The 22,487-nt window shown below is 62.2% G+C and carries 21 protein-coding genes; 7 read left to right on the top strand and 14 right to left on the bottom strand.

The window, feature by feature from the left end:
* Nucleotides 1–10 precede the first annotated feature (10 nt).
* A complete protein-coding gene (locus AC3QL2_RS22730) occupies nt 11–3,355 on the bottom strand; it encodes an EAL domain-containing protein (RefSeq protein WP_493232589.1) in 3,345 nt (1,114 codons plus the stop codon).
* A gap of 401 nt (nt 3,356–3,756) precedes the next feature.
* Here AC3QL2_RS22730 and AC3QL2_RS22735 point away from each other — a divergent pair, with 401 nt between their 5' ends.
* Complete coding sequence (locus tag AC3QL2_RS22735; protein WP_493232590.1) at nt 3,757–4,518, top strand: slipin family protein; 762 nt, start codon at nt 3,757–3,759, stop codon at nt 4,516–4,518.
* Nucleotides 4,519–4,683: 165 nt separating this feature from the next.
* Entirely contained in the window at nt 4,684–5,031 is a 348-nt protein-coding gene (locus AC3QL2_RS22740) for a FlxA-like family protein (RefSeq protein WP_493232591.1), read from the top strand.
* A gap of 115 nt (nt 5,032–5,146) precedes the next feature.
* On the opposite strand, the gene AC3QL2_RS22745 is transcribed toward AC3QL2_RS22740, so the two are convergent.
* Entirely contained in the window at nt 5,147–5,695 is a 549-nt protein-coding gene (locus AC3QL2_RS22745; RefSeq protein ID WP_493232592.1) for a hypothetical protein, read from the bottom strand.
* A 31-nt stretch (nt 5,696–5,726) separates the two neighbouring features.
* Entirely contained in the window at nt 5,727–6,659 is a 933-nt protein-coding gene (locus tag AC3QL2_RS22750) for a LysR family transcriptional regulator (protein WP_493232593.1), read from the bottom strand.
* A gap of 186 nt (nt 6,660–6,845) precedes the next feature.
* Between AC3QL2_RS22750 and AC3QL2_RS22755 the strand changes: the two genes are divergently transcribed.
* Genes AC3QL2_RS22755 through AC3QL2_RS22770 form a run of 4 tightly spaced genes read left to right on the top strand, consistent with a single transcriptional unit; the run spans nt 6,846 to nt 11,292 of the window.
* Complete coding sequence (locus tag AC3QL2_RS22755; RefSeq protein ID WP_493232594.1) at nt 6,846–7,499, top strand: hydrolase; 654 nt, start codon at nt 6,846–6,848, stop codon at nt 7,497–7,499.
* Between the two features lie 14 nt (nt 7,500–7,513).
* A complete protein-coding gene (locus AC3QL2_RS22760; protein WP_481114300.1) occupies nt 7,514–7,792 on the top strand; it encodes a XapX domain-containing protein in 279 nt (92 codons plus the stop codon).
* A complete protein-coding gene (locus AC3QL2_RS22765; protein ID WP_493232595.1) occupies nt 7,789–9,678 on the top strand; it encodes an amidohydrolase in 1,890 nt (629 codons plus the stop codon). The genes AC3QL2_RS22760 and AC3QL2_RS22765 overlap by 4 nt, the downstream gene beginning before the upstream one ends.
* A 24-nt stretch (nt 9,679–9,702) precedes the next feature.
* Complete coding sequence (locus AC3QL2_RS22770) at nt 9,703–11,292, top strand: MFS transporter (protein ID WP_493232596.1); 1,590 nt, start codon at nt 9,703–9,705, stop codon at nt 11,290–11,292.
* 71 nt (nt 11,293–11,363) lie between these two features.
* Here the strand turns inward: AC3QL2_RS22770 and AC3QL2_RS22775 are convergent, their stop codons facing one another.
* From AC3QL2_RS22775 to sugE, 9 genes are all read right to left on the bottom strand, one after another.
* A complete protein-coding gene (locus tag AC3QL2_RS22775; RefSeq protein ID WP_493232597.1) occupies nt 11,364–11,873 on the bottom strand; it encodes a hypothetical protein in 510 nt (169 codons plus the stop codon).
* An 88-nt stretch (nt 11,874–11,961) separates the two neighbouring features.
* Nucleotides 11,962–12,387: a hypothetical protein gene (locus tag AC3QL2_RS22780; RefSeq protein ID WP_493232598.1), complete on the bottom strand. Its 426-nt coding sequence runs from the start codon at nt 12,385–12,387 to the stop codon at nt 11,962–11,964.
* 15 nt (nt 12,388–12,402) lie between these two features.
* On the bottom strand, nt 12,403–12,753 hold the full coding sequence (locus AC3QL2_RS22785; RefSeq protein WP_493232599.1) for a low molecular weight protein tyrosine phosphatase family protein: 351 nt from the start codon (nt 12,751–12,753) through the stop codon (nt 12,403–12,405).
* A 562-nt stretch (nt 12,754–13,315) separates the two neighbouring features.
* On the bottom strand, nt 13,316–13,594 hold the full coding sequence (locus AC3QL2_RS22790) for a DUF695 domain-containing protein (RefSeq protein ID WP_493232600.1): 279 nt from the start codon (nt 13,592–13,594) through the stop codon (nt 13,316–13,318).
* Between the two features lie 299 nt (nt 13,595–13,893).
* Complete coding sequence (locus AC3QL2_RS22795) at nt 13,894–14,313, bottom strand: hypothetical protein (RefSeq protein WP_493232601.1); 420 nt, start codon at nt 14,311–14,313, stop codon at nt 13,894–13,896.
* A gap of 306 nt (nt 14,314–14,619) precedes the next feature.
* On the bottom strand, nt 14,620–15,354 hold the full coding sequence (locus AC3QL2_RS22800; RefSeq protein ID WP_493232602.1) for an HNH endonuclease: 735 nt from the start codon (nt 15,352–15,354) through the stop codon (nt 14,620–14,622).
* A 46-nt stretch (nt 15,355–15,400) separates the two neighbouring features.
* Nucleotides 15,401–15,664, bottom strand: coding sequence for a hypothetical protein (locus tag AC3QL2_RS22805; RefSeq protein ID WP_493232603.1), 264 nt, complete (start codon nt 15,662–15,664; stop codon nt 15,401–15,403).
* A gap of 629 nt (nt 15,665–16,293) precedes the next feature.
* Nucleotides 16,294–16,776 (bottom strand): cytochrome c-550 PedF, encoded by a 483-nt coding sequence (gene pedF / locus AC3QL2_RS22810; RefSeq protein WP_493232604.1) that lies wholly within the window; start codon nt 16,774–16,776, stop codon nt 16,294–16,296.
* Nucleotides 16,777–16,937: 161 nt separating this feature from the next.
* Entirely contained in the window at nt 16,938–17,258 is a 321-nt protein-coding gene (sugE, locus tag AC3QL2_RS22815) for a quaternary ammonium compound efflux SMR transporter SugE (protein WP_493232605.1), read from the bottom strand.
* Nucleotides 17,259–17,403: 145 nt separating this feature from the next.
* Here sugE and AC3QL2_RS22820 point away from each other — a divergent pair, with 145 nt between their 5' ends.
* Entirely contained in the window at nt 17,404–19,359 is a 1,956-nt protein-coding gene (locus AC3QL2_RS22820; RefSeq protein ID WP_493232606.1) for a response regulator, read from the top strand.
* A gap of 62 nt (nt 19,360–19,421) precedes the next feature.
* On the opposite strand, the gene AC3QL2_RS22825 is transcribed toward AC3QL2_RS22820, so the two are convergent.
* The gene (locus AC3QL2_RS22825) at nt 19,422–19,706 is read right to left on the bottom strand and encodes a SemiSWEET transporter (RefSeq protein WP_493232608.1); all 285 of its coding nucleotides are present in this window, start codon (nt 19,704–19,706) and stop codon (nt 19,422–19,424) included.
* Nucleotides 19,707–19,709: 3 nt separating this feature from the next.
* Entirely contained in the window at nt 19,710–22,475 is a 2,766-nt protein-coding gene (ppc, locus tag AC3QL2_RS22830; RefSeq protein WP_493232609.1) for a phosphoenolpyruvate carboxylase, read from the bottom strand.
* Nucleotides 22,476–22,487 lie beyond the last annotated feature (12 nt).

Here is a 22,487-nt window from a genome sequence, read left to right on the forward strand (position 1 = left end):
CTGCTTCCGCTCACCCGGCAGATCGATCCGGAACAACGGGAGGCGGTGCCCGGTACTCCGTAACCCACTTCGGAAACTCTTCCGCCGGCATGGGCCTGGCGATGAAATAGCCTTGGGCGATATCGCAGCCGAGTGCTGCCAGCATGTCCCAGTGCTCCCGGGTTTCCACGCCCTCGGCAACCGTCTCGCAGCCGAGGTCATGGACCAGATCGATGGTGGAGCGCACGATCGCCGCGGAATCCCGGCTGCCCGGCATGCTTGCCACGAAGGACTGGTCGATCTTGATGAAGTCGACCGGGAGCTTCTGCATGTAGCTCAGCGACGAGTACCCTGTGCCGAAGTCATCCACGTAAAGCGGAATGCCCTCGTTACGCAGGTTGTGCAAGATGCGCAATGCATACTCGGCATCTTCCATGACGGTGCTTTCGGTGATCTCCGCCTCGAGCAGGCCGCGCGCTACGCCACGTTCCGCCAGCCAGCGTCGGCATTTGCTGAACAGCTGATCGTCGCGGAAGTTTCGTGCAGAAAGATTAATGGCGATCGGCAATGCACATCCCTGCGCCTGCCATTCGCGCAGCAAGTCGAGGGCCGCAAGGATCACCCATTCCGTCAGGGGCTTGATCAGTCCTGTTTGTTCGGCCAGGCCGATGAACACACCTGGCGGAATCAAGCCGCGCTGGGGATGTTGCCAGCGTACCAGCGCTTCTGCACCGCAAACACGTCCCGAAGAGAAGACCACCTTGGGCTGCAGGAACAGCCGTAACTGCCCGCCTCCGATGGCCCGACGAAGTTCGCCGGCCATGTGCAGCCGCCCGGTCTGATCCTGCTGCTGAGTTGCCTCGAACACACACCGATCCAGCCCACGAACCTTCGCCTGATAAAGCGCCTTGCCCATTCGGCGCAACAACTCCTGGGCCGTCGTACCGTGCTCAGGGTAAAGGGCGATGCCGATCTTGGCCGAGACATCCAGCTCGATATCGGCGATTGGAAAGGGCCTGGACAGGCTCGCTTCCAGGGTGTCGGCCAGGGCCATTGCGGCCATGCCGTCTCTGGCGGGCGTCAGAATGGCGAACTCGTCGCCACGCAGGCGTGCAACCAGCGCCGTGGGCGGTATGCTCTCGCGCAGTCTCTGCCCGAAGGCCTGCAGGATCTCATCCCCGCGACTGGAGCCGAGTACATCGTTGATTTCCCCGAGCCGCTCGACATTGAGCTGCAGGACGGCAAAGGGCTCAGCCGAAGTCGGGCGGTCTATCGACGCCGCGAGGGCCTCCGTGAATTCGATGGCATTGGGGAGGCCCGTGAGCGCGTCGTGGCGCATCAGGTGATGCATCGCCGCCCGCACGCGCTCCTGTTCTGTCCGTACGCGCAGCGTGGAAATACCAAAGGCCAGGTCGTCGGCAGACTCGGCGATCAGCTTGATCTCGTCCTCGCCAAAGGTATCGGGTTCCGGATCGTAGATGGAGAGGGCTCCGATGATCTCGCCGTCCACACGCAGGGGGCAGGACAGCCCGGATGTCGCGCCGAAGAGCCGGTCCCGCCAGACGGCATGCTTCGGATCGGTCTGCATGTTGCGGACGAGCCGCACCGTGCCACTACGGATGGCCGTTGACGTCACACCCTGTCCTTGCGCCGTATCCGAGAGGTTGAGGCCGAGCGCATTGAGTGCCGCCATCCCGCCCGGATAGCCGCACTCCGCCATGGGGCGTAGTGCCTGGTCGGGGCCTTCGCCCTTGAACCACACCACGGCGATTCCGTAGCCGCCCTCGGTGACGATGGCCCGGCACATGCTGTCGAGCAGCCCTTGTTCTTCGGAAGCCCGCAGCATCGCGCGGTTGCCCGCGCTCAAGGTGCGCAGGGCGCGGCTGACGTGCTCCAGTTCCCGTACGCGCAGTTCGAGCTCGATGTTGAGGGACTGGATCCGCTCTTCAAAGCGTTTGCGCTCGGTGATGTCCGTGCCGAGCACATAGTAGCCGGCGATGCCGCCGGCGGCCTGAAATCGCGGGACATACTGGATGGTCTGCCAGATGCCTGCAAAAGGTTGCCAGTCGTAGGATTGGGCTTCCCCGGCCAGGACCTTGTCGATCAAGGGGCAGGCGACGGCGTAGCGCTCTTCGCCGAGAATCTCCCGCACCGTGCAATCCGTGATGTCCTCGCGATCCGGCGCGAAGCGCTGGCGGTACTGGTCGTTGACATAGACATACCGCCGTTCGGCATTCACATAGGCGATGAGGGCGGGCACAGCACTGATTACGCTGCGCAGATGGCTCTCGCTCTCGCGCCATTGCTCGGTACGCTGGCGCACATCGGCGGCCAGCAGGGCATTCTGCTCGCGAATGATCCGCTCCGCCTCGCGCTCCGCGCTGACATCCCGAAACACCAGCACGACCCCGCAAAGCTGTCCGTGGGTGTCGCGAATCGGGGCGGCGCTGTCGGCAATAGGGCACTCGGTGCCGTCGAGGGCGATCAGCGCAGTGTAGTTGGCCAACCCCTGGATCTCGCCCGTGGCGAGCACCGTTGCCACGGGGATTGGCGCAGGTTCGCGGGTTTCCTCGTTGATGATGCGGAAGACCGTATCCACCACTCGCCCTTTGGCGTCCTCCAGCGACCAGCCGGTTAGCCTTTCGGCCACCGGATTCATGCGCGTGATCCGTCCATCGGTATCGGTTGCCAGCACGGCGTCGCCAATCGAATGCAGCGTCGTGCGAAGGCTCTCCTCGCTATCGGCCAGTGCCTGCTGGCCGGCCTCCGTGGCTCGCAACTGGCGGCGGATCAACAGGTAAGTCCCGGTCAGGAGGCCCGCCAGCATCGTCGAAGCCAGGGTTCCTGCAGCCACCAGGGTCTGGCGTGCCTCGGCGTGGGTGGTTTCGCGCTGCGCCAGATGATGGCGCGCATTCGCATCCATTTCGGACAACAACTGATAGGTGAGGGCTCGCGTCGTGCGAAGTGGTGCGTTGGCCACAAAGACGTTGGCCGCGTCCGGCCCTTGCGTCTTGCGCAGCAACTCTACTTGCCGTGCGATGGCCATCCGCTGATCGAGCACCTTGCGCAATTCCATCCAGCGCTGCTGCTGCGCCACGCTCTCGACCGTCAGTTGCCGGATGCTTGCGAGGCTCGCCTCCCGCGCGGCTATGGCGTCGTCCCGTTCGGCGAGCAGGGCCGGGTCCCCGCTCAAGCGGAAGCCCTGTGTCGTCAACTCGATCTGTAGCGAATAGCCTCTGACGCGGGCCAGGTCGTGAAGGACCTCCTGGCTGCGTGCCACCATCCCCGCCGCCTTGGCGGCATCGTCGGCGATTTTCCAGGTAGCGGTAGCCAACGCGATCACGACCAGCATTGCCGCAGCAAATGCGAGTGCCACTTTGGACTCGAAACTAGATCGAAACGTTTTGGCCCCCTTTGCTTTCAATACGTGGCCACTTCATGACTGAAGTCCATCGACTTCTGCAGGGCCCGCCATTCCGGGCCAAAAATGGAACTCAAGCGTTTCGCTTTTTTCCATTTGGACGTCTGCCATCCAAAAAAATATAACGCACCAAATGCCCGTACATTGATCCAAGCTATAGGAAACGTTGAATGTTTGGCATGTTCGTGGATGGAGCACTCGTGATCTTACTCACGATCATATCGCTCAAGTACAGACTGGCCTAGTCTTGATGAGTACAAGGCTTTTCATTTTTATCAGTGTCAGGTTAATTGACGTAGCGGCATTCGAAGCAGCTGCGTCCGACGTTCACCGTCGTCAACAACAGGAGGCATCAAATGTTCTGGGATGCAATCGGCGTCGGACTTTTCACGCCGCTTCTTATACTGGCCGCAGTTCTCTTCCTTGGCTCGGCCATCCGCATCTTTCGTGAGTACGAGCGCGGCGTTGTCTTCACGCTGGGTCGCTTCCAGCAGGTGAAAGGGCCGGGGCTGGTGATCATCATTCCGGGCATTCAGCAGGTCGTGCGGGTCGATCTGCGCACTGTCGTACTGGAGGTGCCCACGCAGGATGTGATCTCCAAGGACAACGTATCGGTCAAGGTCAGCGCGGTTGTCTATTTCCGCGTGGTGGACCCGCAGAAGGCCATCATCCAGGTCGTCGATTTCATGAACGCCACCAGCCAGCTGGCGCAGACCATGCTGCGCTCCGTGCTGGGCAAACATCTGCTCGACGACATGCTGTCCGAGCGCGAGAGGCTGAACCTGGATATCCAGCAGGCGCTCGACGCGCAGACCGATACATGGGGCATCAAGGTCTCCAACGTCGAGATCAAGCAGGTGGACCTCACCGAATCGATGGTCCGCGCCATCGCCCGGCAGGCCGAGGCGGAACGCGAGCGGCGCGCCAAGGTGATCCACGCCGAAGGCGAACTGCAGGCCTCCGAAAAGCTCTTCCAGGCCGCCAAGATCCTGGCCCAGGAACCTCAGGCCATCCAGCTGCGCTACCTCGAAACGCTCACCGTGATCGGTGCCGACAAGAACACCACCATCGTTTTCCCGCTCCCGATGGATGTCATCGCCCCGTTCATCAAGAAGTGAGCTACGAACGGGATCATTGAACCCAATGCGTCCGCGCAGCCGGCAGTCCTTCGGCCGCTCGCGCGGACGCGGTCTTTACATCCTTTTACCTGTGGCTGCTCTAAAACTTACTCAGCTTGATGCCGATAGCAAAAACGGGAAAACCAAATGAAATGAGCCCCTGAAATGGCATCCGTAACGAACGTCTCCATCCCCAGCACATCGACCGCATCCAGCTCCACCTCCACGAGTGGGAGCAGTGACGCACAGGTTGCGGCACTGCAAAAACAGCTTCAGACCGTGAAGAAGCAGCTGGAGAACGCTCAGAAGGACACCTCCGGCAAAAGCGCGGAGAAGATCAAGCTACTGCAACAGCAAGTCACCCAGCTCCAGGCGCGTATCGAGCAGCTCAAGGCCCAGAAGAAGCAGGAGTCCGAGCAGGGCAGAAAGACGACGGCGGCTGCAACTGCAACGCAGCCCTCCGCCAAGGCGACGGACGGTACGCTGGGAACCAAGGTGGATGAGTTTGCGTAAGGGGGTATGGTTCAAGGCGCCACCGTGCATGTGGGCGACCATGGTGCGCGGTGGCACTACACTTGAGGCACGTCAGAGTTCCTGAAAAATCAGCGGCCTTGAGCTTGCAAATTGATCAATCAATCCTGCACGCCTTGGTGATTCTCCGATTGACGATCTGCGATGCTCTGCATTTTCCCTCAACGTACTCTTTGCCATCAAAGCGGAAAGGCGTCTCGTAGCACCATCCGCCGAAACATTGGGAGACCAGAATGTCATGCATGGAATGGTGTGCCTGCGTCAAAACGGCGAACTTGTCCGAGCGGCTCTGGAAAATGACGCGATTCTTGCTGTCTACGACCCAGTAGCAGTATGTGTGCGCACCGTAGAACGCACTAAGGTAAGGCTGAAAAGCGGGGCGGACGAATAGATGCTTGTCTCCCTTGCCGCTCAGGCGTATCCGTTTTCCGACAAGGTATTTTCGATAGTTCTTGTTCAGACCTTTCTCTTCAAGCTCTTCGTCCAGCAACTCCTTTTCATCGAATTCCCAGATTATTCTCTCCGCGGTCTTCTGGGGGATCGTGCCCCATCCGGTTGTGGGGTACTCCGTCCCAAATTCGACCGCTACTCCGGCATAGGCTGCAATAGGGAGTAGTGTAAGAAGAGAGAGGGCTCTGGATGTCATCTGGTGCTTATTGCCTCGTACTCATGGCTTTCTAGTCGTCATTACACGCAATCTCCTGCAACCAGGGCGCCTCCGCCAGCCGCTCCGACAGGAAATCGATGAAGGCCTGAACCCGGGCAGGGCGGCTGCGGCCCGGTGGGGTGACGATGTGCAGCGCGATCGAATCGACTTTCCAGTCGCACATGACCGTTTCCAGTTGCCCCGACTGCAGTTCATCCCACACCAGGAACTCCGGCTGAAGTGCCAGCCCGAGGCCCGCCTTGAGGGCGGGCATCATGGCTTCCGCGTTGTTGGCGCATAGGGGGGCCTGCATGGCCTGGGTGAATTCGCCTTGTTGATCATGCCGAAACCGCCAGCATCCGCCAGTGCGTGAGTTCGAGTACATCAGCCCCCGGTGCTGCGCGAGCTCGCGCGGGTGATCCGGTTTGCCGTAGCGCTCGAAATAGGCCGGCGCGCCGACCAGCAGGATCTTTACCGCATAAAGGCGGCGGGCCAGCAGGCTTGAATCCGCCATCGTGGAGATGCGCAGCCCGAGGTCGAAGCGGTTGGCGACCAAGTCGACAATCTCGTCGGTGAAATGGAAATCCAGGCTGACGTCGGGCAGCCGCGCCATGAAGTCCGGCAGGAGGGGCGCCAGGTACGAGATTCCGAAGGACATCGGCACCGTGATCCGGATCGGCCCGCGCAGACTGACTGACTGTTCCGTGACTTCGGCCTCGATCGCTTGCCCCTCGGACAGGATGCGCGTCGCCCGTTCCAGCGCGGCATAGCCGCTTTCCGTCAGCGACAGGCGCCGGGAGTTGCGATGGAAGAGCACCGTTCCCATGCGCTTTTCCAGGCGGAGTACCGCTTTGGATACCGTGGCCTGGGAGAGATCGAACTCGGCGGCGGTGCGGGCGAAGGACCCGGTTTCCGCAACTTTGGCGAAGAGGGCCCAGGCCTCGAGATCCGGTAATTTTTTCATGCGACCTTACTCCTCTGTCTGGGCGTGCGAGGCCATCCATGACATCAAGAATGGAAAGGATGCCATGCCGTTCGTCTCATTCTAAATGGGTTAGGCCTTGTCTATAGTGCCTGCATCAAGGCAGCGCTTCGTCTGCCCCAGTTTCCCAACCCCGTTCGTTGTACGAAATCAGAGGAGCCCGCCGCCATGACCGTCGCCGCCACCCCCACGCCCAGCCCGCTGCTGCTCACCCCGACCGACCATACGCTGATCCTCATCGACTACCAGTCGCAGATGGCCTTCGCCACGCACTCCATCGACATCCCCTCGCTGCGCAACAACGCCGGCCTGGTAGCCAGCGCGGCGGCCGGCTTTGGCGTATCGACCATCCTGACGACCGTCGCCGAAAAGAGCTTTTCCGGGCCGATGTTCGAGGAGGTGACCTCGCCTTTCCCGGGCCAGGCCCTGCTGGATCGCACCTCGATGAACACCTGGGAAGACGCCGCCGTGATCGCCCAGGTCAACAAGATCGGCAAGGGGCGCATCGTCTTCGGCGGCTTGTGGACCAGCGTCTGTATCGTCGGCCCGACCTTGTCGGCACTCTCGCAGGGCTTCGAGGTCTATGTGATCACCGACGCCTGCGGAGACGTCTCCACCGAAGCGCACGAACGTGCGGTGCAACGCATGGTGCAAGCCGGTGCCCGCCCGATGACGGCGCTGCAGTACCTGCTCGAACTCCAGCGCGACTGGGCCCGTACCGACACCTACGAGCTGACCACCGGCATCGCCAAGAAGCTCGGGGGCGGCTATGGCCTCGGGATCACCTACGCCAAGACGATGTTCGGTGCCCACGAGGGCTGAAAGAGGCAAGGCCAATGAAACCCTATCTGATTTCATTGGCGGTCGGTGTGCTGGTGGGCGTGATCTACAGCCTGTTGAACGTGCGCTCACCAGCGCCGCCGGTCGTCGCCATCGTCGGGCTGCTCGGGATGCTCATCGGCGAGCAGCTCGTGCCGGTCGGCAAACAGTTGTTGAGCGGTTCGGCCTTCACGGCCGCTTGCGACCGATCGCAAGCCACGGACCATGTGTTCGGCCAGTTACCAGGCCGCCAGGCCATGCAGCAGACCAAGGCGCCCGAGGAGAAGCGATCATGACAGCACCCACGACGGCCGACGTCATCCTGCGCAACGGTCGATTCACCACGCTGGACACCAGCAAGCCCACCGCCAGTGCCGTAGCCATCAAGGACGGCAAGTTCCTGGCGGTGGGCGACGATGCGGACATCCAGCTTTTCGCGGATTCGGGCACGCGCGTCATCGACCTCAAGGGGCGCAGCGTGTTGCCCGGCTTGGTCGACAACCATACCCACGTCGTCCGCGGTGGCCTCAACTACAACATGGAGCTGCGCTGGGATGGCGTGCGCTCGCTGGCCGACGCCATGGACATGCTGCGGCGGCAGGTGGCGATCACGCCCGCGCCGCAGTGGGTGCGCGTGGTGGGCGGCTTCACCGAGCATCAGTTCATCGAGAAACGGCTGCCGACCATCGACGAGATCAACGCCATCGCGCCCGATACGCCGGTCTTCCTGTTGCATCTCTACGACCGCGCGCTCCTCAACGGGGCGGCGCTGCGTGCCGTCGGCTACACCAGGGACACGCCGGAGCCCCCCGGCGGCGAGATCACCCGCGATGCCAGCGGCAACCCGACGGGCCTGCTGCTGGCCAAACCCAACGCCGCCATCCTCTACGCCACCCTGGCGAAGGGCCCCAAGCTCCCCTTCGACTACCAGCTCAACTCGACGCGGCATTTCATGCGCGAGCTCAACCGCCTGGGCGTTACCGGAGTCATCGATGCCGGCGGCGGCTTCCAGAACTACCCGGACGACTATGCGGTGATCCAGAAGCTGGCCGACGAAGGCCAGATGACGGTTCGGCTGGCCTACAACCTGTTCACCCAGAAGCCCAAGCAGGAGAAGGAGGACTTCCTCAACTGGACGGCCAGCGTCAAATACAAGCAGGGCAACGACTACTTCCGCCATAACGGTGCCGGCGAAATGCTGGTGTTTTCGGCGGCGGACTTCGAGGACTTCCGCCAGCCCCGCCCGGACATGCCGCAGGAAATGGAAGGGGAGCTGGAGGAGGTGGTGCGCATCCTCGCCCACAACCGCTGGCCCTGGCGCTTGCACGCCACCTACGACGAAACCATCTCCCGCGCCCTCGACGTGTTCGAGAAAGTGGATCGGGACATTCCCCTCAAAGGCCTGAACTGGTTCTTCGACCACGCCGAAACCATCTCGGACGAATCCATCGACCGTATCACCGCGCTGGGCGGAGGCATCGCCGTGCAGCACCGCATGGCCTACCAGGGCGAGTATTTCGTCGAACGCTACGGCCCCGCCGCGGCCGAAGCGACGCCCCCCATCGCCCGCATGCTGGCCAAGGGCGTGAACGTCTCGGCCGGCACCGACGCCACCCGTGTCGCCTCCTACAACCCGTGGGTGTCCCTGGCCTGGATGATCACCGGCAAGACCGTCGGCGGCCTGCAGATCTACCCGCGCCGCAACTGCCTGGACCGGGAGACCGCGCTGCGCATGTGGACCGAGAAGGTGGCCTGGTTCTCCAACGAGGAAGGCCGGCGCGGCCGCATCGCGACGGGCCAGTTTGCCGACCTGATCGTGCCGGACAAGGATTTCTTCAGCTGCGCCGAGGATGAAATCTCCTTCCTCACCTCCGAACTCACCATGGTGGGCGGCCGCGTCGTCTATGGCGCGGGCGACTTTGCCCCGGAGGACGACAACCCCGTGCCTCCGGCCATGCCCGAGTGGTCGCCGGTGCGAACCTTCAAGGGCTATGCAGCCTGGGGCGAGCCGGATGGGGCAGGGCGGCATTCGCTACATCGCCAGGCCATCGCCGCCTGCGGATGCAACAGCGCCTGCGGCCTGCACGGCCACGCGCACGCCAGAGCCTGGGGATCGAAGGTGCCAGTGGCCGATCTGAAAGGCTTCTTCGGCGCCCTGGGCTGTTCCTGCTGGGCGGTGTAAACCTATGAAGGAAAGACGGGCTCCATGACAGCACAGACCACCACGGCCGCGGCCGGCAGCTTCGCGCCCCTCCGGCAACAACTCTTCGCCGTGCTGTGGGTGGCAACGGTGATCGGCAACACCGGCAGCTTCATCCGCGATGTGGCCAGCGCCTGGCTGATGACCGACCTGTCGGTGTCGCCGGCCGCCGTGGCCATGGTGCAGGCCGCGGCAACCTTGCCCGTCTTCCTGCTCGCCATCCCCGCCGGCGTGCTGTCGGACATCCTCGACCGGCGCAAATTCCTCATCGGCATCCAGGGGCTGCTCGCTACGGTCAGCATCTGCCTGATGCTGCTGTCCGCCTTCGGCCAGCAAACCGTGGCTTCGCTGATCGGACTCACCTTTCTGGGCGGCATTGGCGCAGCGTTGATGGGCCCCACCTGGCAAGCCATCGTCCCAGAGCTGGTCGACAAGAAAGACCTCAAGAGCGCCGTCGCCCTCAACTCCCTCGGCATCAACATCGCGCGGGCCGTCGGCCCTGCGCTGGGCGGCCTGATCCTCGCCAAGCTGGGCGCCGCGGTTACCTACGGGGCCGATGTCATCAGCTACGTGTTCGTGATTGCCGCGCTGCTGTGGTGGCGGCGCCCGGAGAAAGCCGACGATGTCCTGTCCGAGCGCTTCCCGGGGGCGTTTCGCGCCGGCCTGCGCTACGCCCGCGCCCATCGGGAACTGCACGTGGTGCTGATCCGCGCCTTCGTCTTCTTCCTGCTCGCGAGTTCAGTGTGGGCGCTCCTGCCGCTGGTGGCGAAGAAGCTGCTCGGCGGTGGCGCCGGCTTCTACGGTGTGCTGCTCGGCGCCGTCGGCCTCGGGGCCATCGGCGGCGCCATGCTCATGCCGAAACTGCGCGCACGCCTCAGCACGGACGGCATCGTGCTGATGTCAGCCATCGTCACCGCCGCAGTGATGGTCTTCCTGTCGTTCGCGCCAGCGCAGTGGGCAGCCCTGATGGCACTGCTCGCCCTCGGCGCCGCGTGGATCGCCGCGCTCACCACCCTCAGCAGCATCGCCCAGGCCATCCTGCCCAACTGGGTGCGGGGCCGCTCCCTGGCCGTCTACCTCACCGTCTTCAACGGCGCGATGACCGCTGGCAGCCTCGCGTGGGGCGGCATCGCCACGCTGATCGGCGTACCCATGACCCTGATCGCCGGCGCAGGCGGCCTGGCGATTGTCGGCCTCGCGTTCCACCGACTCAAACTCCCCAAAGGCGAAGCGGACCTGGTGCCGTCAAACCATTGGCCCGAACCGCTCACCGCCGCTCCCGTGGAATACGACCGTGGCCCCGTGCTGATCCTCATCGAATACAGGATCGACGCAACCGACCGTCAGGCCTTCCTGGATGCGCTCACCGGCCTGTCCGCCGACCGCCGCCGCGACGGCGCCTACGACTGGGGTGTCACCGAAGACGCCGCCGACCCCAGCCTGATCCTCGAATGGTTCATGGTCGAATCCTGGGCGGAACACCTGCGGCAACACCGCCGCGTATCCAAGGCCGCGGCAGACCTGCAGGAAGAAGTGCTGCGCTTCCATCGGGGAGAGCAGGCGCCGGTGGTGCGGCATTTTCTGTCGGTCAGCTGAGCCTGTCGTTCAGCATTTGACATGAGGAGCTGCTGACAGGTGGTTCCTCTCGATGGAGGAGATCGGGCGTCTTAGCGTTCAGAAAACCACTCCATGAACTCCGCCGCCACGTCGGGTGAAAGCTCCAAGACAGCCTCGGCGATCAGTGGTTGCCCTTTCGCTGCTGCAACCGCCGAAAGAGCGCAACGGAGGAAACCCTCATCCCACTTGCGCGAGGAAGCTGCCGCCATTAGCACGGGCAAGCGAGACAAAGCGTCGAAATAGGCGGCAGCAATATCTTCGGGAACCGGAACGTTGTTCTTTGCGCGGCAAATCTCAACCCAGGCCGGAAATTGAAAATAAGAAAAATCGGCACTCAATGGCGCAGACGCGAGTGCCTCAATGACGTGTGGCACCGCTGCGAACGAAGCAGAGTACACATTGCCTTGGTGTGCCAGGGCACTCCAGATGGAAAACCATGGCTCTTTGTCATCCTCAGACGTGGGGATGTCAGTGAGTTGTTTCAACAAAGCCGGGACGTCCGTGGCGACGCCGTAGGCATGCTGTAGTTCAGACCAACGTGGATCATCAAGCTTAAGCAAAGCACGCCCCCTTTAAGACGCTCAGCACGGAGCTAAGCTGCACTGAATGGCCACGTCGCGCAGCGTCCGGCGACCGAAGCGCGCGAGGTCACGCCGCGGCATGAATACCAATCATGCGTTTGACACGCCACAACATGATGCGAAGGGTGCCGAGATGGGCCACGACATGGTTTTCAAAGCAAGTTGCGCAAAGAGCAATATATGGATCGTACCTGGTGACGAAGCAGACCGTCATTGCAGGTATGCGGGTATTGCATACGTCACACGTGGTGTGGTCCCAGGCGCGCGGCGCAATGTGAAATAGAGACGTGTCAAAGGCCCCTCCGTCATGCAGCACCAACACTCGAATACTGCCATCCTGTTGCGGATACCACCGCTGTTCTGGACTTGAAGGAATGCGCTCTCTTGGAAATTCGACACCTTTAGGTACGATGGCCACGAGCGCGTCCTGAATCGGGATGCGACTTGGCATCCAGGCCAGGGCAGGCAACACATTGAGTTCTTCATCGGTCATGAGGGGTTGAACTACCTAAAGCGGTCCAGTTGACTGGATTGTTGTGGGCAAGAAACGCAGTACTTTTGATCGGAGCAGCTGAATAAGCACTGGATCCATGAATCCGTATTCATCCGGTATGTCGAGGCAGACAATTCGCTTGTTTGCGAGATTGCGTTTGAACCGCGATGAGAGTTTGCTTTTATGCACCTTCTCCATGACGAAGATTGAGTCGGCCCATTCAACCAGTTCGGGTGTGACAGGATTGTCTGCATCGTGATTCAAGCCGGCGGACGTGCATTCAATGCCTGGATGGTCCGAGAAGATCTGCTCGGCAGTGGGGCTTCGCAGTCGGTTCTGACTGCAGACGAACAGTATGTGCTTCATGGCTTTGACGAGGAGCAACGAACTAGGTGAGGGGACTGTCGTGCTGGTGCGACAGAGGAAACCAAGGTGAGTTTTCGGCAGATCCGCGGAGCCGGGGCGTTTGGAAGCACGCTACGGGGGGGCCATAGAAAGACAACTCCAGTTGAAACCGGAACTCTCCGAGCAGTTGAATAAGCGTTGCGGGAAGTCGGTAGGCCGGCCAAGGACGATCTTCAGTGGCAAGATCGTGTAGACCAAAGTCTACTGTGGCGTATTTGAAGTGCAGTTCCCGTATGAGAAGCATGTCGCAGCGATTCTGTCGAAGAAAAGCCAAAGCTTGTTGGGCTTGTTTGGCAATGGATTCGCCGTGCGACCCGGACAGTGGAATGTTGAACCCCGACACAGTTATAGGACCACGGCTCGCGGGAAAGCCGGGGTCGCCACGCCAATAGACCTTTGATGGTTGAAGGGTGCTGTTGCGAAGAAACTTCTTTACCTTGGTAGTAGAGCCTGCGACTCGAAGCATGCAAATTGGCATATGAACCTAATTAGCTTGTCCGCAACCTTCCTCTGGCGCTCCAGGTTAGGAAAACGCTGCGTAGCCATCCCACTGGGGGTCGGCCGTAACGTAAAACTGCAACGCACGGCTAGGAAACTGCGAGCGAACCGCCATTATTTTGGCTTCGATGCCAGCCGGAGCTCGTGTAAAGAAGATGAATTCACGCATTCCATTTGTGGTGATTGTGAGCACCTGGAGAGAAGCCTGCTGATCTTCAAGGGCGGCTGACAAAGCGTCCTCAATTTCATTGAGGGTATCCATTTCTTCATTTGAAGGAAGGCCCTCATAATAGTGGATTGCCATTGTGTTGGCCCGTTGACACTGTCCACGCGGACTCGGTTGGAAAAGTCTTTTTCTTGCGGAACAATGAAAACATAGGCTCTCCCGATGGCCTGACTGTTAATGAGAAAACGAGACGGACGAGGAGTGATTAATCCGCCTCGCATTGCCCTCCAGACGTTTCCTGAAGAATCCCACCCAACATGGGTAAATGCTATGAATTAGGTCACTCGTACGTTGCCGGCTTGATGATGGGCTTCACGTCATCGCATGCGATGTGTCCTGAGCGCGATCCAGCCTGGCCCAGGACTCCATCCGTCCAATCAAGACGGAAGTGCCGCAACCCGCTGCCTCTCCGCCAGCGCCGTCATCAACTCTCGCGTCTCGCCGGCCAGCATGTAGCAGGCCCACATGTAGTGCTCCTGATGCTCATGGCAGAGGTGGCGGAACGTGTCGCCGGCGTTGCCGTGGGTGGCCGACAACATCGCATGCAACTGCGCAAGGCGCGCCGTTAGCTGATCGGTAAGGGCCATCGCGCTCGCGCTGTCGGTCAACTCGTAAAGCGTGTCGGACGGCGAAGGAAACTGCATCGGCGTATTCATCGGGCAGCCCTCCATGCAGAGTGGCAAGCGCAGTGCGACGCGGGTGAAGGGCAGGGGAGTGAAGCAGACGCGCGCGGAAACGCGCACGCCAAGGCTTGAACGGCCATGATGGATGCTCCTGGATTGGATGGACTGTTCCACCCGCCGCTGCTAAACGGGGGGCGGGCCAAAGCAGGGTTAGCAGACCGGAATCCAGGGAACCGGCAGGCCGAAGCCTCCCCACCCGGCCCGCCATTGATCATGAAATCAGGGCGCACCAAGGGCGTGACGAACAAAAACGGCCGCAATGCGGCCGAGTATCCGCCTGGATTCGTCGGGCTGCTAAACCCGGTCGCCACTGTTTAGGCGACGGCAGGAGTATGGGCGGGGGAGGTTGGTGGGGTCAAGGGGGAGGACATAGTGTGTATAGGACGCATATTGGGATGATTGACTTATTGCCCGCTGTTTTTAGACATCACTCTCTTGCCAGCGTTGAACAGCCTCAGCCTGATACCTTTGCAATTGCTGCAAATATTCAGCAGTACCTTCCGATGACTTCTTCCGCGGAAGGAGTCTAAAGAGCGAAAATTCAAAGTGAGGGTCAAGCCCGTTGTGGCAGGTATGGCAAAGCGTGATGAGGTTCGAATCTTGTGTTAAACCACCGACGGCCCACGGCCGGATATGATGAACGTGAAGTTCGAGATCAACATGGTCGTTAGGACTTCGCCCGCAAACTCTACAGCGATAGTTGTCCCGCTGAAGAATACGCATCCGATGCTTTGGTGTTGGCGCCCGCTGAAGAGCGAATGACGGCAGCGATTCTAGGCAAACAAAACCGAACTCACCTTCGCATGCGACGGGGTGAGGAGAAAGCCATTCAGGAATGATCTCATTAGCAACTCCCTTCTCAATTACGGCATTTCCGCCAAAACCGAAGAAGATGCAGAAGTCAGATATTGAGTTAACGACAAGCGCGGTTTTCCCGCTCTTTCGCCAAGGTCCAACAACTCGGTCGGCATGTACGAGCGAAGCCTTGCGAATTTCTCGTTGAGGCCTGTCCTCAGTAAAGCCGACCCAGCCGGAGTAGCATGAATATCCGCATCCTCCCTCTGGCAGAGAAAGAAGCGTGACTGCGTAGTAGTCTCGCGTAGGGTCTGGTTCTGCAATAAGTAGTTCGTGCACACGCTCAATGATTGAGGACATGACTTGCGATGTCTAACGTTTGGATGGATAAAAATTCATATCAGTATTAAGCAACTCCTTTCACACGCTTGAATACTTCAAGCGGAACCCGGTGAATAACGAGGCATCCATTGGTTCCAGCCTTCTTGACGTAAAGCACCTTGGAAAGATCTTTTGATTCCTCGGGGGCTCGATAGCCCTTATATGGGTTGCTCTTCTTCACGTGTGCAAGGGCACGCTCTTCAGCCTCCTTCTTTGACGAGGCAGCTACAACCATTTCAGATACATGCGGGTCGTCCTTGGTGTGGACGTACACTTTGTAGACTTCCATGACTATTCCTCATGAGCATGGCTAATGCGGGACCGAAGGCTGACTTGTAGAGCTGTAACTCGCCGAAAGCAGTGAGTCGGATTAATTAGTCTGCCATTTGAATTCGAATAGTTGTTTTTCGGAAGGATTTCACCCAATATAGGTAGGCGCTATGAATTTCGTCACTTGCGCTCAGTTCGATCTGTGAGGTAGATGTCATCGCACGCTTGCTTGTCACACGGCGTCTGGCTGGACCGCTACAAACGTAGTCTCGCAACGAAGACCTCCGCCCCCGAAACTTCACCTCACACCGCCCAACATTCAACTTCACCGCCCCAAAGTTCTTCTCACACCGGTGCACGAAGAGCTTCGGCGCGTGCACGAAGAACTTCAGCGGCCGATACATCAACTTCACCCCGTGCACGAAGACCTCACAGCCGTGCACGCTCAACGTGCACGCGTGCACATTGATCTCACACGCGCTGAAGGTCTTCTACGGATGTGAAAAGGCCTTGATCAGGCTGGGCTGATCAAGGCCTTGGGGTTGGGATGAAGCACTTGCGGGGTGGGGAGGGCTTGGGGCACCGTCCGTCGCAAGGGTTCGCCGCGGCCGGGGTGTCCGTGCCGGGGCGAACGGTGTTGCTGTCGGCTTACTTGTGCAGTTCCTCGTGGGTGCGGGCGTCCACGTAGGCCTTGAGGGCCCAGACGGCTTCCTGGGTGAAGACGGCGCTGTAGCCGGGCATGGTGTAGCGGCCTTCGCCGTTCTTCTTGCCGGACAGGGTGACTTCCTTGAAGTAGGCGTCGGTGTCCTTCAGGCAGGCTTCCTGTTGTTCCTTGGAATCCATGTCCAGGCAGTCCGCGTCGAGCTTGAGCAGATCGGGGGCGACGCCGCCGGTGATGACATTGAGGCCGTGGCAGCCGGCGCAGTTGTGCATATAGCCTTCGGCGCCAACGGCCACCGCCTGCTTGTCACCCCGGTAGGGATTGGCGTCGGCCCAGGTGGTGCCGAGTTGCTTGAGCGCCGAGGTATCGATGGGGTGGGGCGTGACATCGCCGTGGGCCATGGCGAGCGGGCTCATCGAGACGAGAACGCTCGCGGCCAGCAGGCCGAACGCGCCTTTCAACTTCAACATGCAGGGACTCCTCTATTTATGATCAGTTTTCAAGCTGCAGCGTGCGGAAACAGCTGTCGGCTTGAGGGGAGGTCTCAATCCACGTGTTTCCTGCGGGACACTGATCGCTATTTTGCCAGAGAGTTCAGTGGTGGCTTTGTGCTCCGTGGCGGCGCTCGATGTCAGGCCGGGGACGACAGCTTGAGGCCGACGATGCCGGCAACGACGAGGCCGAGGCTCAGGATGCGCGGGAGGGAAGCCGGTTCGCCCAGCAAAGCCATGCCGACAATGGCGGTGCCGACGGCGCCGATGCCGACCCATACCGCGTAGGCGGTGCCGACGGGAAGATCCCGCATCGCCCAGCCGAGCAGGCCGAGGCTCATGAGAAAGGCCAGCGCGGTGCCGACGGAGGGCCACAGGCGGGTGAAGCCTTCGGTGTATTTGAGGCCGACGGCCCATATCACTTCAAGCAGGCCGGCGACGAAGAGTGCGATCCAGTTCATCAGTATTTCCCCAGGGAATGGGGCCGTCCCCGATGAAGTGCGGGAGGCAGGGTCGTCCCTGCTTCCGCCCACCGCCTGCACGACGATGGGGAATAGAGTATATCCTTGATACCCATTTAGGGCACTGCGCTTACGCACGGCATATATGGCTATCAACATCCTGTTGGCCGACAGTGGACATTTGTACCGGGATATCCTCGAAAACGCCTTGGCCGACGAGAGTGTCCGGATCGTGCTGGTCAGGAGCATTGCCGAGGCCATGGATGCCGTAGCGAACGAGTATTTCCATTGCTTTGTGGTGGCGTGGCAGCTGGCCGACGGGGAAGGCACCGTGCTTTCCCGAAAACTGCGTGATTCGAGTATTGCGCCCTTCGAACCCATTGTGATCCTCACGGCTAGCCCCTCATCCGCGCTGGCCGAGGCGGCGAGCCACGCCGGCGCTACGGAGCTGTTCAGAAAGCAGGACGTGGAGGAGTTGGTTACCTTCCTGCAACGTTTTCTGAAGGTGCATGAGCAGATGCCGTGTCGTGCGCTTTACGTCGAGGATGCGCACGACCAGCAACTGCATCTGTGTGCCCAGATGCGGGAATGGGGCATGGAGGTCGACGCCTTCGATTCCGCCGACGAAGCCTGGACGGCCATCCGCGCGCAGCATTACGACATACTCATCTGCGACATCGTGCTTGGCGGGCACATGACGGGATCGCGCTTCATCAACCGGATCAGGCGGCAACCAGCGCCGCTGGGGAACATCCTGATCCTGGCCACCACGGCATTCGACAATGCGGCCCGGCGAATCGAATTGTTCCACCTCGGCATCGATGATTATGTGGCCAAGCCCATCCTTCCGCTGGAGCTGAAGGCACGGATTCAAAACCTGCTTGTGCGCAAGCGCTCCGAGGAGACCTTGCAGCTGGCCAAGCTGCAGGCGGAGGAGGCCAGCCGTGCGAAGAGCAGTTTTCTGGCGAACATGTCCCACGAGCTGCGCACGCCGATGAGCGCCATCATGGGGATGACCCGGCTGGCCATGCGCGCTACCGCCGATCCTGTCTTGAAGGACCAGCTCGGGAAGGTGGATGTGGCCTCCCGCCACCTGTTGAGCGTCATCAACGACATCCTGGACATCTCCAAGATCGAGGCCGGCTGCCTGACGCTCGAAAACGCCCGCTTCCGCCTCGGCGAAGCCATCGAGAACGTGGCGAGCCTGATCAGCCACAAGGCGGCGGAGAAGGGGCTCCAGCTCCACATCGACTTTGCTGCCGGCCTGCCGAATCTCGGCGTGATCGGCGACCCGATGCGCCTGGAGCAGATCCTCCTCAACCTGGCCGGCAATGCGGTCAAGTTCACGGCGGAGGGGGCTATCACCTTGTGTTGCAGGGTTGTCGCCGACGATTCCGAAAGCCTCCTCCTGCGCTGGGATGTCGTCGACACCGGCATCGGTATTGCGGCGGAGAACCAGGAGAGGCTGTTCACCGCTTTCGAGCAGGCGGACACGTCGATCACCCGCCGGTACGGGGGGACGGGCCTTGGCCTGGCGATCAGCAAACGGCTCGTGCACATGATGGGCGGGGAGATCGGTGTCGAGAGCGAGGTGGGCAAGGGCTGCGACTTCTGGTTTACGGTGAGCCTGAAGAAGGGCTGCGCTGACGCACTCGGTGCGCCGTCCCTTGCGGCGCTGCCACCTGCCGAACAACGCGTGCTCGATGTGCATGGCGGCGCGAAGGTGTTGGTGGTGGAAGACGAGCCAGTCAATCAGGAGGTGTCGCGGAGCCTCCTCGAAGATGCCGGACTGGACGTCGATCTGGCGGAGGATGGCCGCGTGGCGGTCGCCATGGCCAGGCAGCAGCGCTACGCGCTGATCATGATGGACATGCAGATGCCCAATCTCAACGGGCTCGACGCCACTCGGGAAATTCGCGCCGACTCGCTCAACGCCGATACGCCGATCCTGGCCATGACGGCCAATGCCTTCGAAGAGGACCGGCAGAACTGCTTCGATGCGGGCATGAACGATTTCGTCGCCAAGCCCGTTGTACCGGAAGCCCTGTACGAGACGCTCCTGCGCTGGCTGTCCCGTCCGCAGGTCAGCGCCTGCACATAAAAAAATCCCTGATCGGTTTTCACCGATCAGGGTAACGAGGGAGGGAAAAAGGGACTACGGCGTCAGTTCGGGTCCGTGCGCTGGCTGCCGTAGCGGACCTTCATCGCCAGGATGCTCAGCGCCAGCGCGAAGGTCGGCGTGTTGGCGAGGATCAGCGGCCAGGAGTTCTCGAGGATGCCGTAGATCAGCCACAGGCCGATGCCGGTGGTGAAGGCGAGGTACATGCCGAAGGAGACGTCATCCACCGAGCGGGTGCGCCAGGTGTGCAGCACCTGGGGCACGAAGGCGACGGTGGTGAGGACGGCGGCGATGTAGCCGATGAAATCCTTGTAGTCATATAAGTTCATGACTCACCCCGAATTGCGCAGGCCGGCGGCGATGCCGTTGATGGACAGCCGGATGGCGCGGCGGATGCGCTCGTCGTCATTTCCCTCGCCCTGGCGGTAGCGCCGCAAGAGTTCCACCTGCACGTGGTTGAGCGGGTCCAGGTAGGGGAAGCGGTTGCGCAGTGCGTCCTTGAGCTGCGGGCTGGCATCGAGAAGCTCGGCCTGCCCGGTGATGCGCAGCACGGCGTCCACGGTGGCCGCGTGTTCGGCCTGGATGCGCGGGAAGATCGCGGCGGCGAGGGCCGGATCTTCCACCAGCCCGGCGTAGCGGCCGGCGATGGCGATGTCGCTCTTGGCGAGGACCATCTCCATGTTGCCGAGCAGGCTGGCGAAGAAGGGCCAGTCCCGCTGCATCGCTTGCAGGCGCGTGAGGCCGGCGTCGCCGTGGGCGGCCAGGTAAGCGCTTACCGCGCTGCCGAAGCCGAACCAGCCGGGCAGCATCAGGCGGCACTGGGCCCAGCTGAACACCCACGGGATGGCGCGCAGGTCTTCGATGGCGGTGGAGGGCTTGCGCGACGCCGGGCGGCTGCCGATGTTGAGGTCGGCGATCTCGGCCAGCACGGTGGATTCGCGGAAGTAGCGCTCGAAGCCGTCGGTCTCGTACACCAGCGCCCGGTAGGCGGCGAAGGCGGCGGCGGAGAGTTCGTCCATCGCTTCGATGAAGTCGGCGCGCGGGGCGTCGCCGCCACTGCCGGGCAGGCTCGCTTCCAGCGTGGCGGCGACCAGCACCTCCAGGTTGGCGAGGCCGGCTTCCGGGCGGCCGTACTTGGCGGCGATCACCTCGCCCTGTTCGGTGAGGCGGATCTGCCCCTGCACGGCGCCCTTCGGTTGCGCCAGGATGGCCTGGTAGCTGGGGCCGCCGCCACGCCCGACGGAGCCGCCGCGGCCGTGAAACAGGCGCAGGCGCACGTTGCGGCGGGCGAACACGGACACCAGCTCGGTCTCGGCCTTGAAGAGCTCCCAGCCGGAGGTGAGGAAGCCGCCGTCCTTGTTGCTGTCGGAGTAGCCGAGCATCACCTCCTGGGTGTCGTTGCGCGATGCCAGCAGGCGACGGTAGGGATGCAGGGACAGCAGGCGGTCCATCACCGGGCCGCTGTGCTGCAGGTCGGCGATGGTCTCGAACAGCGGGATGATGTTCACGTCCAGCCGCTCGTCCTCGGGGTGCAGCAGGCCGCACTCCTTCAGCAGCAGGGCCACCTCCAGCATGTCCGACACGCCGTCGGTCTTGGAGATGATGCAGTTGGGCACCGCCGCCGGGCCGTAGCGCAGGTGGGCGTGGCGGGCGGCGCGGAAGATCGCCAGCTCGCCTTCGGTTTCGGCGGAGTAAGTCCGGTAAGGCGAGGCCAGCGGGCGTGGGGAGGCGATCTCCGCCAGCAGCAGCTCGATGCGGGCGCCTTCGCGCAGGCGCAGGTAGCCGGTGCCCGGATGGGCGGCCTCCAGCAGCTCGGCGACGACGCGCTCGTGCACGTCCGAGTTCTGGCGCAGGTCGATGGGCGCGAGGTGGAAGCCGAACACGTCCACCGCCCGGCGCAGGCGCCGCAGGCGACCGCGGGCCAGCGGCGCGCAGCCGTGGGCGCACAGGGAATCGCGGACGGTACGCAGGTCGTCGGCCAGCGCGGCGGGGCTGGCGTAGGGCGCGGCGTTGTCTTTGGCTGTTTGGCCGAGCAGATGCGCTTCGGTGGCGGCGAGACGCGCCAGGATGCCGGACAGCGCGCGCCGGTAGGGCTCGTCCATGCGGTGGGGCGAGCGGTCCGGCGATGCGGCGGCGAGGGCCAGCAGCGCGTCGGATGCACCGGCCAGCAGCTCGGCGACGGACAGTTGCGAGGCGAGGGTGGAGACTTCCTCCCGATACCAGGCGAACAGACGGTGGGCCTGGGTGGTAAGCGCTTCTTCGAGCACCTCGGCGGTGACGAAGGGGTTGCCGTCCCGGTCGCCGCCGATCCAGCTGCCGACTTTCAGGAAGCTGGGCAGCTCGGGCGTGTCCGCGTCATCGTCCTTGCCTTCCGCACGGGCCAGGCGGTCTTCCAGGCGGGCGTAGACGCGCGGCAGTTCCGTCAGGAAGGTGGCGTCGAAGTAGGACAGGCCGTTGCTGACCTCGTCCATCACCGACAGCTTGCTGAAGCGCAGCATGCGCGTCTGCCACAGGGTCAGCACGGCGCGGCGCAGGGCGTCTGCGTTGGCTTCCTGCTCGTCCGGCGTGAGCTGCATGCGGTCCCGCTCGTCGAGCAGGCGGGCGATGGCCTGCTGGCAGTTGAGGATGCTCTTGCGCTGCACTTCGGTCGGGTGGGCGGTGAGTACCGGCGAGATCTCCGCGGTCTGGAACACCTCGCGCAGCGCCTCGGTGTCGAGGCCCGCGGCGAAGGCGCGCTGCAGCGCGATGTCCAGGCTGGCCGGCGCGGGCGCCTCGCCGGCCAGCTGGGCGGCCCGGCGGCGGCGCAGCTGGTCCTGGTCCTCGGCGATGTTCACCAGTTGCGAGAAGTAGCTGAAGGCGCGCACCACCTGGGTGGTCTGCTCGGGGCTGAGGCCGTCCAGCGTGGCCGCCAGCTCCTGGCGCAGGGCCTCGTCGTCCAGCCGGTGAAAACCCGTGGACAGGCGGCGGATGCGTTCGATGAGTTCGAAGGCGGCCTCGCCGTGCTGGGCGCGCACGGTGTCGCCGAGCAGCTGGCCGAGCTGGCGGATGTCGCGGCGCAGGCGACCCTCCGTCGCCTTGAGGGGATCGATGGCGTTCATGGCGGGCCCGTC

The sequence above is a fragment of the Zoogloea sp. GW822-FHT05C07 genome, assembly GCF_058800215.1.